The organism is Streptomyces albicerus (assembly GCF_008905045.1).
Classification (GTDB): domain Bacteria; phylum Actinomycetota; class Actinomycetes; order Streptomycetales; family Streptomycetaceae; genus Streptomyces; species Streptomyces albicerus.
In genome coordinates this window covers 78,788-93,164 of the sequence record NZ_VWMY01000031.1, presented here as the reverse complement: position 1 = coordinate 93,164, position 14,377 = coordinate 78,788, and the positions used below count along the sequence as shown (strand labels likewise).

Here is a 14,377-nt window from a genome sequence, read left to right as displayed (position 1 = left end):
GAGCGCTTACGCCGAGGCCCGCCGAACCAGTGTCGTCGGCAGGACGACACTGGCCGGGGCCCCCGCCAAGCCGCCGGCCGGCACCCCCGCGGAAGCGGTCCGGTCCAGCCCACGCAGCAGCAGCCGCGCCATCAGCCGGCCCATCTCCTCGATGTCCTGGCGGACCGTCGTGAGCGGTGGGTCGGCCTGCTCGGTGACCGGGAGCATGTCGTCGAAGCCGATCACGGCGACATCCTCGGGCACCCGCCGCTCCCGCTCACGCAGCACGCGCAGTGCCCCCGCGGCCGTGAGGTCGTTGGCGGCGAACACCGCGTCCAGGTCCGGGCAGCGGTCGAGGAGTTCCCGCATCGCGCGCTCGCCGCCCGCCGGGGTGAAGTCGCCCTCCGCGATCAGCTTCGGATCGGCGTCCACCATGACGTCCCGGAACCCGTCGAGCCGGTCGACCGCCGAGGTCTGGTCGAGGGCGCCGGTGATGTGGGCGATGCGCCTGCGGCCGAGCCCGACGAGATGGCGTACGGCCTCGCGGGCGCCGCCCCGGTTGTCGCTGTCGACATAGACCGCTCCGCGCGACCCGTCGCTCCAGCCGGGCCGCCCGCCGTACACGGTCGGCACGCCGTGGATGAGGCCGGGCAGCGGGTCGTCGAGGTGCAGCGAGAAGACGAGCGCGCCGTCGACATGGCCGCCGGCGAGATAGCGGCCCACGCGCGCGTGGTCGTCGCGCCCTTCCGTGAGCAGCAGCACGAGCTGCGAGTCGTGAGCCGTCAGCTCCTTGCTGATGCCCCGGAGCTGCAGCGCGAAGAAGGGGTCCGCGAAGACCCGTGTCTCCGGTTCGGCGATCACCACGGCGACCGCGTCGTGCCGTCGGGTGACCAGGCTGCGCGCAGCCTGGTTGGGCACGTAACCGAGTTCCTCGACGGCCTGCCTGACCCGCTCGACCAGGGGTTCCCGCACACCGTCGCCGCCGTTGACGACACGCGACGCGGTGGCCCGGGAGACTCCGGCCCGGGCGGCGACGGCCTCCAGCGTGGGGCGCGGCTCTGTCGACTGCTCGATCACCTCGGGGCTCCTCAGGGCGGCGGTTGTGGATCAGGATAGCCGCCGTTCGACCCGCCGTTGAGAGCGCTCCCCGATCGTCGCGCCGACCCCGTCGCCCCCGACGGGCACCAGCACTGACACCGGCATAGGCGGCCGCCGTGTCGTCTGCCGGCCAACTGTCGGACAGAGCCACTATGTTGCGGTCATGACGGATTTCGTACTGGTCGCAGGCGCGAGGCTCGGAGCATGGGCCTGGGACGAGGTGGTGCCGGGGCTGCGGGCGGCCGGGCACGGTGCCCACGCGTTGTCGCTGTCCGGCCTCGCCGAGAAGAAGGGCGTCCCGGCCGGGCAGCAGACCCATGTCCAGGACATCGTCGACGAGGTGGAGCGGCTCGACCTGCGTGACGTCGTCCTGGTCGGGCACAGCTACGCGGGCGTCCCGGTCGGTCAGGCCGCCGAGCGGATCGGCGACCGGCTGACCCGTGTGGTCTTCGTCGATTCGAGCGTGCCGGTCGACGGCGAGTCGTTCATGTCGGCCTGGCCGTCCGGCCAGGCGCTGGCCTCGATCGCCGAGAACGGCGGCTTCTGGGTCGTGCCGCCCGCGGCCCACTTCGAAGGCCAGGGCCTCAGCGACGAGCAGATCGCCCGCCTCGCGGCCGGCGCGACACCGCACCGGGGCGCCACGCTGACCGAGCCGGCCGTGCTGGCGGGCCCACTCGGTGAGCTGCCCGCGACGTACATCAAGTGCCTGCTCGACGACCCCGAACCGAGCGAAGAGGTGGCCGAGCTGCTGACGAGCAAGCACTGGCGGCTGGTCGAGATGGAGACGGGCCACTGGCCGATGTTCTCCCAGCCACGGGAACTGACCCGGATCCTCCTGGACGCGGCCGCGTCCGACGGGTGAGCCAAGTGTTTCAGTGGCCCTGATGCTCGTGCGGCTCGTACCCCGGAATCGTCCCGTCCGTCTTCTTCACCAGGAACAGCCCCGCCATCCCCATGTCGGAATGACTCTGGACATGGCAGTGGTACATCCACGCGCCCGCCCCGACGCCCTCCCCCGCGATCACCTGGAAGCCGAACGAGTCCGCAGGCCCCACGATCTTGTTGTCGATGACCTGGCTCGGGTCGTCGGGTCCGGTCAGCAACCCCGTGCGGTTGTCCGCCCAGCGGTGACCGTGCATGTGGAACGTGTGGTAGAACTCGCCGTGCGTGATCATCACGAACTCGACGCGATCACCCACCGTGGCCTCGAAGTTGGGGCTCTGGTGACCTGGCTTGTTGTTGATCATCATGTCGTTGAAGACGATCGTGTACGTCTTGTCGGGGAGGATGTCGCCCTTGCGACGGACGATCACCGGACCGTAGAGGCCCTTGCGAAGGCCGCCCGTGCCGTGTTCGGTGCCGACGACGTGGTCGTGGTAGTTCCAGTAGCCCGCGCTGCCCGCCCGCCATGTGCCGTCCTTGCGGCGGCCCGGGGCGTGGGTGCGCCAGGTGTACGTGCGGGTGCCGCCCGGCTCGACGTCGGACTTGCTCAGCTTCGTGCCGTCGCTGGAGATCTCGTAGTCCAGACCGTGGACGTGCAGACTCACCGCCACGTCCATCGTGTTCTCGAACTCGATGTGCAGCGTGTCGCCCTCGTTGAGTTCGATGAGCGGGCCGGGGATCGAGGCCTTGCCCTTCTCCAGTCCATAGCCCATCTGCCCGTCGGCGAGCTTCTCGGCGTACAGCTTGATGCGCTTCACCTCGCCGCCCGCGGGGGCGGTCCGTGCGGGGCCCTCGGCGGGTGCCGCGTCCTGCGCGGCTACGAGCGACAACGATGTCGCGACCGTGGCCACGGCAGCCCCGCCCAGCATCATCCGCCGGCTGAGGCCGCGTCTGTCCATGTCGTCCGTGGTGCCCATGCCGAACTCCCCCAACGTGGTGCGGAATCAACGGAATTGACGGAACCGAAGGAACCGAGTGACAGAGACGAACTCGGGAGACGGTAGTGGCACTCCTCCCGTTTATCCACACCCAGGACAAAGTTCGTGCCATCCCGGTCATAGCTATTGGCGAGTTACGCGAAAAGGTCTAGCTTCCATGGCGCTGTTGCTGTGACCGAAGAGGGGTGGGTGGACACATGCGGCTCACACCGCATCAAGAGCCCTTAGCCGTACGAGGGTTGAGCAGAGCAAGACGCAGAACGAGACGCAGCGGCTGGGCGGCCGCACTGGCCGCCGGCGTCGTCACCGCGGGGGTGCTCTCGGGTCCGTCCGCGAGTGCGCGCCCGGCGCCCGATCCAGCGCTGACAACGATGTCGATCAAGTCGCCGCCGGGCGGCGCCAACGTACGGGTGCTGGTCTTCCACGGGTCCGCGGCGGGCGGCGAGGAGTCGCCCGTCGTCAACGCCGGTATCGAGGCGATCGAGAAGATCGGCCTGTCCGGCCCGGCCGCGCAACGCTTCAAGGTCGAGGCCACGGACGACGCCTCGGTCTTCACCAACGAGACGAAGCTCGGCCGCTTCAACGCCGTCGTCTTCCTGACCGGCGGCGGCGACGTCCTCGAACCGGAGCAGGAGGCCGGTCTGGAGGCGTACATGGAGGCGGGCGGCGGTTTCGTCGGCATCCATGACGCGGCCCGCGCCGAGCCGTACTCGGACTGGTTCACCGGACTCGTCGGCGCGCGCCCGGCCGCTTCGAGCCCAACCGCCGTACAGCGGGCGACCGTTGAGGTCGGCGATCGGCAGCACCCGGCCACCAAGGACCTCCCGCTCCAGTGGAAACGCCCCGACCAGTGGCTGAACTGGGTCAAGAACCCGTCCGGTGACGTGCACACCGTGGCACGCGTCCGCGAGTCGACGTACCAGCCGGGCGACAGCAAGAACGGCGCCGACCACCCGGTGTCCTGGTGCCGCGACTACGACGGCGGACGGTCCTTCTACACGGGTATGGGCGGCACGGTCGCGGCGTACGACGAGACGGACTTCCGTACGCATCTGCGCGGGGCACTGCTGTGGACGAGCCGCATCGTCCAGGCCGACTGCAAGGCCGCCATCAACGCCAACTACAAGGCGGAGCGCCTGACCCAGCCCAACCAGCCGGGCCAGAACGACCAGATCGGCGAACCGCACGGACTGGTCACCGCACCCGACGGCCGGGTGTTCTACATCGGCCGCGGCGGCGCCGACTCCTCGCAGCCCGTCGTCACCGACTGGAACAACCCGGACATCGGCAAGGGCAAGGGCGAGATCCACGTCTACGACCCGAAGACCAAGAAGGTCACCCTGGCCGGCGCCCTCACCGTCTTCGGCAACAAAGGCGGCGGCGACGAGCTGATCAAGGTCGAAGAGGGCCTGCTGGGCATCGAGTTGGACCCGCGGTTCGAGCAGAACGGCTGGGTGTACCTGCACTACACACCCCACTCCCGGATCAACCGCGACACACGGATGGCCGAGCGCTACGTCTCCCGCTTCACGCTCGACTCCGCCACGAACAAACTGGACCTGAACAGCGAGAAGGTCCTGCTGAAGTGGCCGGTCCAGATCCACAGCTGCTGCCACTCCGGCGGCGGCATGGCCTGGGACTCCAAGGGCAACCTCTACATCGCCACCGGCGACAACAACTCCAGTGGCTTCAGCGGCGGTTACTCGGGCAACAACCCGCAGCCGAACTACAAGGGCGTCTCCTTCGCGGACGCACGCCGCACCGCGGGCAACACCAACAACCTCAACGGCAAGATCCTGCGCATCCATCCGGAACAGGACGGCACGTACACCCTGCCCGAGGGGAACCTCTTCACCGGCAAGGAGACCGCCGAGGGCGGCGGCAAGACGCGCGGCGAGATCTATGTGATGGGCGTCAGGAACCCGGCGCGCATCTCCGTCGACAAGAAGACCGACACCCTGTACGCGGGCTGGGTCGGCCCGGACGCCTCGGCGCCGTCGACGACCTGGGGGCCGGCGAAGTACGACACGTTCGCCGCGATCACCAAGCCGGGCAACCACGGCTGGCCGTACTGCATGGGCAACAAGCAGCCCTACCGGGACCGCAACCTGCCCGATCCGACGCAGCCGCTCGGCTGGTACAACTGCGATGCCCCGAAGAACGAGTCGCCCAACAACGACGGTCTCGTCAACCTCCCGCCGGTCACCTCGAACACCATCTGGTACTCGCCCCAGGGCGGCGGCCCGGACTTCCCGCGCGACGCGAACGGCATTCCGTCGTACAAGGCGGAGGAGCAGAAGTTCCTGCTGCCGTGGCTGAAGGGCGGCGGGCAGGCGGCCATGAACGGGCCGGTCTACCGGTACGACAGCACGTCCGCGAGTGACGCGAAGTGGCCCTCCTACTGGGACGGCAAGTGGTTCGTCGGCGACTTCTACGACGCCGACCAGCCGCGGCACGCCGTGCTCCTCGACCCCAAGACGGCCGGGCAGGGCGGCATTCCGGTGCACGCCGAGTCCCTGAAGAAGATCATCCCCGTCGGCAACGACGGCATCAAGAACCTCATGGACTGGAAGTTCGGGCCCGACGGCACGCTGTACGTCCTCGACTACGGGCGTGGCTTCTTCACCTCGGACGCCAAGTCCGCGCTGTGGCAGGTGACGTACAAGGGCGGTGGCCCCACGCCTGCCGCCGACCAGCTGGCCAGGAAGGCGGAGTGATGCGCGTACGAAGGCGAAGAACTGTCCGGCTGTGGACGGCGTTGCTCGCGTCGCTGCTGATGGTGCTCGGGCTGACGTCCACCTCGGCGTCCGGGCAGACCGACGGCGCCCCGGCCGACGCGGCGGCCGCCGCGCAGACGCTGACGTGGACGGCCGGCGACGACATCTCCAAGTACACGTCCGCGCCCGCCACGGCGGTCGCGGGCACGACGACGATCGTCTTCGAGAACAGCACGGCGACCGGCAACACCACCGGTATGCCGCACACGTTGACCTTCGACGTCTCCGACCCCGAGTACAACAACGACGTCCCGCTCAACATCCTGGCCAATCCGAACGACGACCAGGGCGGCAAGCACACCGCCGAAGTGACGCTCACGCCCGGCCGGTACCGCTACTACTGCACCATCCCCGGCCACGGCCAGATGCAGGGCATCCTCGTGGTCACCGAGGGCAGCGGCGAGGACACGACGGCGCCCGAGACGGCGGCGACCGTGACCGGTACGCAGAACGGTGCCGGTGCCTACGTCGGTTCGGCGACCGTAGCGCTGAGCGCGACGGACGCGGGCTCGGGCGTGGACCGGATCGAGTACGCGATCGGTGACGCGGGTGCCTGGCAGCCGTACACCACCCCTGTGGTGGTCGATCAGGTCGGCGACCACAAGATCCGCTACCGGGCGGTCGACAAGGCTGGGAACATGGCCGCCGAGAAGGCGGAGGAGTTCACGGTGGTGGCTCCGCCGACGGACGACACGACTCCTCCGGAGACGTCGGCCTCCGTGACCGGCGAGCAGAACCCGCAAGGGGAGTACATCTCCATGGCGACCGTCACCGTGACGGCCTCCGACACCGGTTCCGGCGTCAACACCATCGAGTACGCGCTCGGTGACTCCGGCGCCTGGCAGCCGTACACCGCTCCGGTGATGGTCCACGAAGTGGGCGCGCACAAGGTGCGGTTCCGCGCGACGGACAAGGCGGGCAACGCGGCCGCCGAGAAGTCCGTCTCGTTCACCGTGGTCGCGCCGCCCGCCGAGGACAAGACTCCGCCCGTGACCGGAGTGAGCGTGGAGGGCACGAAGAACTCCTCCGGGGCGTACGTCAACAGCGCCAAGGTGACGGTGACCGCCACCGACGAACACGGCTCCGGTGTCGCCGCGATCGAGTACTCGCTGGACGGCGGCCCGTACCTCACGTACACCGCTCCCGTGGTGGTGGACCGGGTGGGCGCGCACACGGTGGCGTACCGGGCGAGCGACAAGGCGGGTAACACGTCCGACGCCCGGACCGTGAGCTTCACGGTCGCCTCGGGCGGCGGAGTCCCGGCGCCCAACTGCGCCGAGTACGACGAGCGGTTGACGGTCATCGTCGGCACGGTCGACACGGGTGTGCCGAACCGGGTCACCAACAACCGGTGCCGCATCAACGAGTTGATCGAGGACGAGAAGGAGTGGACGTCGCACGCGCTGTTCCTCAAGCACGTACGGACCGTCCTTGACGCCCTTCTCAAGGAAGGCGTCATCGTCCAGCGCGAGTACAACCTGATCAACAAGGCGGCCAAGCAGTCGGGGATCGGCAAGCCCGGCCAGACCGAGGGCTACCGGACGATCTTCGACGGCTCCGAGGAGTCGTTCGCGAAGTGGCAGCAGGTCGGTGGCGGCAGGTTCGCTGTGAACGCGGACGGTTCGATGACCAGCAGCACCACGGTGGCGGGCATGGGCATGCTGTGGTTCCCGGAGCGCAAGTACGGCGACTTCTCGCTGAAGCTCCAGTGGCGTGACGACGCACCGGGCACCGGCAACGCCAACGCCGGTGTGTTCGCCCGCTTCCCATGGGTCCACGACCATCCGGAGGAGTCACGTCCGGAGTGGGTCGCCATCAAGTACGGGCACGAACTGCAGATCAACGACCGCCCGGACGGCGACATGTACAAGTCCGGCTCGGTCTACGGCTTCGACCGGGTGGGCCTGGCCGGTGCCGGCGTCACCCAGAAGGGCACCTGGAACGACTACGAGATCCGGGTGGTCGACCAGCACTACTCGGTGTACCGCAACGGCGTGCTGATCAACGAGTTCGACAACATCGGCGGCCAGGACTTCACCCCGCCGCGCTCGGACGACCCGGGCACGGACGGGCGACGGTTCGCCTCCGGCTATGTCGGGCTGCAGGTGCACGGCACGACGGACGTGATCTCGTACCGGGACATCCGGATCAAGGAGCTGTAGACCTCAAGGAGGCCTAACCGTAAGGGAGTTGGGAGGCGTAACCGTCAGAGAGTTGTAACCATCAGGAAGGTCCAGGTCCGTTCTCCTTCTTGGCCCTGCTCGGCTGTACCCGCTTCGGCTCACCCGGCATCTTCGGGTACTCGGGCGGGTACGGCAGGTCGCCGAGTCCGTGGTCGTGCTCGTCACGGCTGGCGAGTTCGAGCAGGGCTTCGAGGGAGAAGGCGTGGTCGTCCATGTCCGCGTGTACGTCGCCGAGTTCGGCGAACCGCGCGGGCATGGTGGCCAGGTCGAAGTCACGGGGCACGGCGTCACCGACCTCGTCCCAGGTGAGGGGCGCCGACACCGGGGCGTGCGGGCGGGGGCGTACGGAATAGGCGGAGGCGATCGTGCGGTCCCTCGCGGTCTGGTTGTAGTCGACGAAGATCTTCTGGCCCCGCTCCTCCTTCCACCAGGCCGTGGTCACCTGGTCCGGCATCCGGCGCTCCAGTTCGCGCGCGGCCGCGATGGCCGCCCTGCGCACCTGGGTGAAGGTCCACCGGGGCTGGATCGGCACGAAGACGTGCATGCCCCGGCCGCCGGATGTCTTCGGCCAGCCCTTCAGGTCGCCGTACTCGTGGAGGACCTCGCGCAGTTCGTGGGCGGCGCGTACGGCGGCGGCGTAGTCCGTGCCGGGCTGCGGGTCGAGGTCGATGCGGAGTTCGTCGGGCCGGTCGACGTCGTCGCGGCGTACCGGCCAGGGGTGGAAGGTGAGCGTGCCGAACTGGGCGGCCCACAGGACGGCGGCGACCTCGGTGGGGCACATCTCGTCGGCGCTGCGGCCGCTCGGGAAGGTGATGTGCGCGGTGGGGATCCAGTCGGGCATGTTCTTCGGCGCCCGCTTCTGGAAGAACGACTCACCGGTCACGCCATCCGGATAGCGCTGCAGGGTCGTGGGCCGGTTCCGCAGGGCGCGCAGAATGCCGGGGCCGACGGCGAGGTAGTACCGGGCGAGATCCAGCTTCGTGAAGCCACGCTCCGGGAAGAAGACCTTGTCCGGGCTGGACAGCCGTACCGTCCTGCCCGCCGCCTCCAGCTCCACCGCGTCTGCCATGCGAGCCAGGGTAGGCGTACCGGGCATACCTCGCATGTTCGGTCACATGAGGCACAACGGGCGGACCTTCGCCGAGGCGCGCAGAATCGGAGCCCGAGGGGCAGCACCGTACGGCGACCGGGACGATCGCGCGCGAGCCTGTGGACCAGGCATGCGTCGACCGCCGTCACCGGCTCGGTGACCCTGGTGCCGGCTCGATCAGCCGTTTCAGTAGGCCGACCACGCCGTTGGTGCGGTCGAAGAGGTACTTGGGCATATGCCCTTCCGCAGGGTTGGCTCCTACTCGAAGAGCTTGTCGTCGGCCGAGACGTCGCGCATCAACTCGGCGATGTGGGTGGGGATGGGGGGGACGGGCTCGCGGCGCACCCCGGTCTCCGGCGACCACACCAGGTTGACTTTCAGCTCCGGGTCGAGCTCGGGGTAATCGGACCGGTTGTGACAGCCTCGTGTCTCTCGCCGCTCCAACGCGCACTCGAGTGTCGCTCGCGCGGCGAGAACGGTGGACCTGAGGTCGAAGGCGTACGCGAGGTCCTGGAAGCCGCCGATGTCGATGTGCACGCCCACGTCCGCCATGCGGGCCTCGATCTCGTCGAGTCCGGCGAGCCCGGCGGTGAGCCCGGCCTCGTCTCGCACGACACCGGCGTGCTCCGTCATCAGGTGGCGCACTGACCGTTGCAGCGCGCGGACGTTCTGGTCGCCGTCAGCAGTCAGAAGCCGGTTCACGTCCGCCTCCGCGGCGCGAACCGCTCCCGGCGACCGTTGCTGGTCGGTGAGCCTGGCCGAGTACTCCGCCGCGGCCCGGCCGGCGATTCGGCCATAGACGAGCAGTTCGATCAGCGAGTTCTCCTCCAACCGGTTCGCGCCGTGCAGACCGCTGGCGGCCTCCCCGATCACAAAGAGCCCGTTGACATCGGTGCTGTGGTCCTCAGGCCGGACCCAGACACCGCCCATGGAGTGGTGGGCAGTCGGTGCGACCTCGATCGGGTCGCGGGTGACATCGAGCATCTGCAGTTCCAACAGGGCCTGGTGCACCGTCGGCAGCCGCGTCATGACCGTCTCGTGCGACAGGTGGGACAGGTCGAGCCACACACCGCCGGCCTGGGTTCCGCGGCCCTCCTTGATCTCGGTGTAGGAAGCCAGCGCGACCCGGTCCCGGCTGGAGAGCTCCATCCGCTCGGGGTCGTAGCGCGTCATGAACCGCTCACCGAGGTTGTTGAGCAGGGTTCCGCCCTCGCCGCGTGCGGCCTCGCTGACCAGCGTGCCGGCCGCGCTCTCCGGGTCGATCAGCCCGAAGGGGTGGAACTGCACCAGTTCGGGGTCGCGCAACCGGGCACCGGCCTCGACGGCAAGGCGCAAGGCGTCGCCGGTGTTCTCGTCGCGACGCGAGGACGTACGTCGCCAGATGCGCGTGTGCCCTCCTGTCGCGAGGATCACGGCGTCGGCATGCACGAGGTAGCGCGAGCCGTCGACGAGATCGAATCCATAGGCACCGAACACCGTCCCGTCGCTGACCAGCAGCTGAGTGACGTACACGCTCGACAGGACGGGAATGCCGAGCTGGTGCGCGCGTTCGCGGAGCGCTCGTTGCACATCCAGGCCGGTGTACTCACCGGCGAACGCGGTGCGCCGGTACGTGTGGGCGCCGAAGTGGCGCTGGGCGATCCGGCCGCCGCCCTGGCGGTCGAAACGCACACCGTAGCGCGCCAGGTCGTGGAATCCCTGCGCGGCATAGCGGGCCACGACCAGGGCGGTGCGTGGGTCGGCCAGCAAGTAGCTCTCCTGCAACGTGTCAGCCGCATGCTGCTCCCACGTGTCGGCGGGGTCGGTGAAGGCCGGCGCCCCGCTGATACCACCGGACGCCACAGTGCGAGCATCGTCGGCCGCGCGTTTGATCACTGCGATGACCGCGACACCGGCCTCGGCGACTTCGATGGCTGCTCGGAGGCCTGCCCCACCGGTTCCCACCACGAGGACGGACGTGGCGAGCTGGTGTCCGAGCGATGACATGGGACCTCCTGTGACGGCGAACGGACGATCGGCAGCGTCGACCGGATAGCGGCGCCTTTTGTGACAGTCCCGGAGCATTTTTCAGTGTGGAGTCCGTCACAGCTGTTGAGATGTCGGGCTGTCTGTGCGGTTTATGGCGTCCAACACCGCTTCCCTGCCTATTTCGTGGCGGTTGTTCCTGCCAACTGGCAGCCGGTTCGCCCCTGGTAGGGAATCGCGTTCACCATCTCCCGCATCTCATAGGCGCCCTGGTGCCCGCTGACCGAGCGGTGCCGGTGGACCGGCACATGCCCCACCCGCCGACGCGACATACCAACTGCAGCCCCATCAGAACACCGCCCAAGCCAGCCAACCCGACGAAGTACTACAAGTGGATTTGAGTATTCATAGGAGGGAGGGAGCGGTCCCAGGTATCGTTTCAATGATCGTCGTCCTGACAACCGTCCTGGGAGCCGTCCCCGGAGTCCTCTAGGAGCCGCGCTGCATGACCGCCAGCCCGCTTCCTGTCCTGGTTGGCCGGCATCGCGAGTGCGCCGCGCTCGACGACCTGCTGGTCGGCCTGCGTGAAGGCGGATCCCGAATATTGGTGGTCCGTGGCGAAGCGGGCATCGGGAAGTCGGTGCTTCTGGAGTATGTGGCCGCGCAGGCGTCACGGGTGAGGGTGACCTGGGCGCGAGGCATCGAGGCCGACATGGAGCTGCCCTACGCGAGCCTGCACCAGCTGTGTGCGCCGTTCCTGGGCGAGCTCGAAGAGCTGCCGGAACCCCAGCGCGATGCCCTCCGCGTGGCGTTCGGGATGTCGGCCGGAGACCCGCCCGACCGCTTCCTGGTCGGCCTCGCCGTGCTGACTCTGCTCACCCGGGCCTCGGAGACCCGGCCGGTGCTCGTCCTGGTCGACGACGCCCAGTGGCTGGACCAGGTGTCCCTGCAGACACTGGAGTTCGTGGCTCGGCGACTGCTCGCCGAGGCAGTCGCGATGGCGTTCGCGGTACGCGACCCCGAGGGGGAGGCCGCACTCGGCGGTCTGCCGGCACTGCGGATCGGCGGTCTTGACGCCGCTGCGGCCGGAGAGCTCCTCGAGGCCGCCGTCGGCGGGCGGCTGGAGAAACGGATCCGAGACCGGTTCGTGGCCGAGATGCACGGCAACCCACTCGCGCTGCTCGAGTTCTCCCGCGGCCGTAGCGCCGCCGAGCTGGCGTACGGCCTGGACTCGAGTTCCCCGAATGTCCAAGGGACGGTGTCGAGCCGCCTCGAACGGGACTTCGCCAGCCGGCTCGGTTCGCTGCCGGCGCCGACCCGGACGCTGCTGCTGATCGCCGCGGCGGAACCGGTCGGTGACGCACGCCTGTTGGTCCGCGCGGCCGCCACTCTGAAGATCACTCCCGATGCCGCACCGGCCAAGGCGGCCGGCCTGATCGAGTTCGGTGAGTCCGTTCGGTTCCGACACCCGCTGGTCCGCTCGGCGGTCTACCACCAGGCCGACCTCGAAGAACGCCGAGCGGCGCACCGGGCGCTGGCCGCGGCCACGGACCCGGTCCTGGATCCCGACCGGCGCGCCTGGCATGCCGCGCAGGCCGCCGATGGGCCGGATGAGGAGGTCGCCGCAGGGCTGGAGCAGGCCGCCAGCCGCGCGCGGCAGCGCGGCGGCATGGCCGCCGAGGGCCTGTTGCTGGAGCGCGCGGCCGAGGTGACGCCGGACCCGTGGCTGCGGGGGCGCCGAGCTCTCGCGGCCGCCGAGGCGCATTTCTCGGCCGCCTCGCCCGACAGCGCCACGGAGCTGGCGACGCTCGCCGAACTGTGTCCCCTCAGCCCCTTGGACCGCGCCCGCCTGGCGCGCCTGCGTGCCAGGATCCTCTTCGCCCGCAGCCGCGGCGACGAGGCGGCACCTCTGCTCCTCGATGCCGCCGGACAGTTTGCTGCCGCCGGGTCGCCACTGGCACGGGAGACCTACCTCGAGGCAATCAGCGCGACCATCTTCGCGGGCACGGTCCACGGTCCGAAAGGTGCCCTTGCTGCCGCGATCGCGGCCCGCGGGTCCGGGGCGCCCCCCTCGGGCTCCAAGGCCGCCGACCTGCTCCTGGACGGTGTGGCCACGCTCATCGCAGACGGTTCCGAGACCGGTGTCCCGGCACTGCGTCGCGCGCTCGAGCCTCTTGTGAACGAGGAGCTCGGCACCCGGGAGGCGACGATGCGTTGGCTTCTCCTGGCCCCGGTCGCACTGGAGGCGTTCATCCACTACGCCTGGGACCTGCACGCGTGGGACGCGCTGGCGACTCGTGCGGTGCGACTGGCTCGCGACATCGGTGCGTTCAGCGCGCTGCCACCGGCACTGGTCTATGCCGGCGGGGTGCACATCCACACCGGCGACTTCGCCGAGGCAGCCCGGATGATGGACGAAGCCGACGCGCTCGCCGCCGCGAGCGGCCACGCTCCGCACAAATACGCGACGCTTGTCCTGACCGGGTGGCAAGGCGACGAGGCCACTGCGGCCGGCATCATCGAAGACGCCAAGGCGAGCGCCGCACACGGTGGCGAGGTGTCCCTCCTGGGCGTCACGGGCTTCGTCCAAAGCCTGCTGTTCAACGGCCTGGCACGCTACGACGAGGCGCTGGTCGCCGCTCGCTCGGGCATCGAGCACGACGGGTTCAACTTCACCGGCCTGTCGCTGGTCGAACACATAGAGGCCGCGACCCGGTGCGGCGAGCTCGAACAGGCGCGCGCCTCGCTCGCCCGGCTGGTCGAACTCACCCGTGCCGTCGATTCCGGATGGGCCCGTGGGGCCAGCGCTCGCAGCCAAGCTCTCCTCGCCGACGGTGACGAGGCCGATCGTCTGTACCAGATCGCGATCGAGGAGTTCGGCCGCGGCGGCGTGGCCGTGGAGGTGGCACGTACCCACCTGCTGTACGGCGAGTGGCTGCGCCGCAGCCGCCGCCGTTCGCTGGCCCGGGAGCACCTGCGCACGGCCCACGAGATGTTCGACGGAATGCGGGCGCACGCGTTCGCCGAGCGAACCCGCCGCGAGCTGCTCGCCAGCGGCGAGCACGTCCGGGCGCGGGAAACCAAGCCGGCGAGCGCCCTCACCCCCCAGGAGTCGCAGATCGCGACGCTCGCCGCCGACGGCATGACGAACGCGAAGATCGGTGCGGAGCTGTTCATCAGCCCACACACCGTGGAGTGGCACCTGCGGAAGGTGTACGCGAAGCTCGGGATCAACTCACGTCGCGCGCTGCCGGGTGCCCTCGCGAGCGCCCCGGCCACGGACACCAGGGGCGCGGGCACGGGGCAATCCGGCTGAGAGCCGGAGCGGTACCCCGGGGGCCCCGGGGGGTCCCCGGAGCGGTACCCCCCGGGGTCCCTACGGCCTCGACTACGGACTTTCAGGGC

Annotated in this window: 8 protein-coding genes and 1 pseudogene; 4 read left to right on the top strand and 5 right to left on the bottom strand. The window is 69.4% G+C overall.

Going from position 1 to position 14,377, the window contains the following annotated elements:
- Positions 1-6: 6 nt before the first annotated feature.
- Positions 7-1,053, bottom strand: a complete 1,047-nt coding sequence (locus GAS53_RS27540) for a LacI family DNA-binding transcriptional regulator (RefSeq protein WP_151480454.1) — start codon at positions 1,051-1,053, stop codon at positions 7-9.
- Positions 1,054-1,240: 187 nt separating this feature from the next.
- Here GAS53_RS27540 and GAS53_RS27535 point away from each other — a divergent pair, with 187 nt between their 5' ends.
- A complete protein-coding gene (locus GAS53_RS27535; protein ID WP_151480407.1) occupies positions 1,241-1,939 on the top strand; it encodes an alpha/beta fold hydrolase in 699 nt (232 codons plus the stop codon).
- 10 nt (positions 1,940-1,949) lie between these two features.
- On the opposite strand, the gene GAS53_RS27530 is transcribed toward GAS53_RS27535, so the two are convergent.
- The gene (locus tag GAS53_RS27530) at positions 1,950-2,918 is read right to left on the bottom strand and encodes a multicopper oxidase domain-containing protein (RefSeq protein ID WP_192583309.1); all 969 of its coding nucleotides are present in this window, start codon (positions 2,916-2,918) and stop codon (positions 1,950-1,952) included.
- 236 nt (positions 2,919-3,154) lie between these two features.
- Here GAS53_RS27530 and GAS53_RS27525 point away from each other — a divergent pair, with 236 nt between their 5' ends.
- Positions 3,155-5,674 (top strand): ThuA domain-containing protein, encoded by a 2,520-nt coding sequence (locus tag GAS53_RS27525; RefSeq protein WP_192583307.1) that lies wholly within the window; start codon positions 3,155-3,157, stop codon positions 5,672-5,674.
- Positions 5,674-7,896 (top strand): OmpL47-type beta-barrel domain-containing protein, encoded by a 2,223-nt coding sequence (locus GAS53_RS27520; RefSeq protein ID WP_192583306.1) that lies wholly within the window; start codon positions 5,674-5,676, stop codon positions 7,894-7,896. The genes GAS53_RS27525 and GAS53_RS27520 overlap by 1 nt, the downstream gene beginning before the upstream one ends.
- Before the next feature lie 61 nt (positions 7,897-7,957).
- On the opposite strand, the gene ligD is transcribed toward GAS53_RS27520, so the two are convergent.
- The 3 genes and pseudogenes from ligD to GAS53_RS58040 all read right to left on the bottom strand — a co-directional run.
- The gene (gene ligD, locus GAS53_RS27515) at positions 7,958-8,986 is read right to left on the bottom strand and encodes a non-homologous end-joining DNA ligase (RefSeq protein WP_151480405.1); all 1,029 of its coding nucleotides are present in this window, start codon (positions 8,984-8,986) and stop codon (positions 7,958-7,960) included.
- A gap of 279 nt (positions 8,987-9,265) precedes the next feature.
- Positions 9,266-10,993, bottom strand: a complete 1,728-nt coding sequence (locus GAS53_RS27510; RefSeq protein WP_151480404.1) for an FAD-binding protein — start codon at positions 10,991-10,993, stop codon at positions 9,266-9,268.
- A gap of 179 nt (positions 10,994-11,172) precedes the next feature.
- Positions 11,173-11,268 (bottom strand): annotated as a pseudogene (locus GAS53_RS58040) (IS5/IS1182 family transposase); the annotation flags it as partial.
- Positions 11,269-11,477: 209 nt separating this feature from the next.
- On the opposite strand from GAS53_RS58040, the gene GAS53_RS27500 reads away from it, so the two are divergent.
- Complete coding sequence (locus tag GAS53_RS27500) at positions 11,478-14,288, top strand: helix-turn-helix transcriptional regulator (RefSeq protein ID WP_151480403.1); 2,811 nt, start codon at positions 11,478-11,480, stop codon at positions 14,286-14,288.
- Positions 14,289-14,377 lie beyond the last annotated feature (89 nt).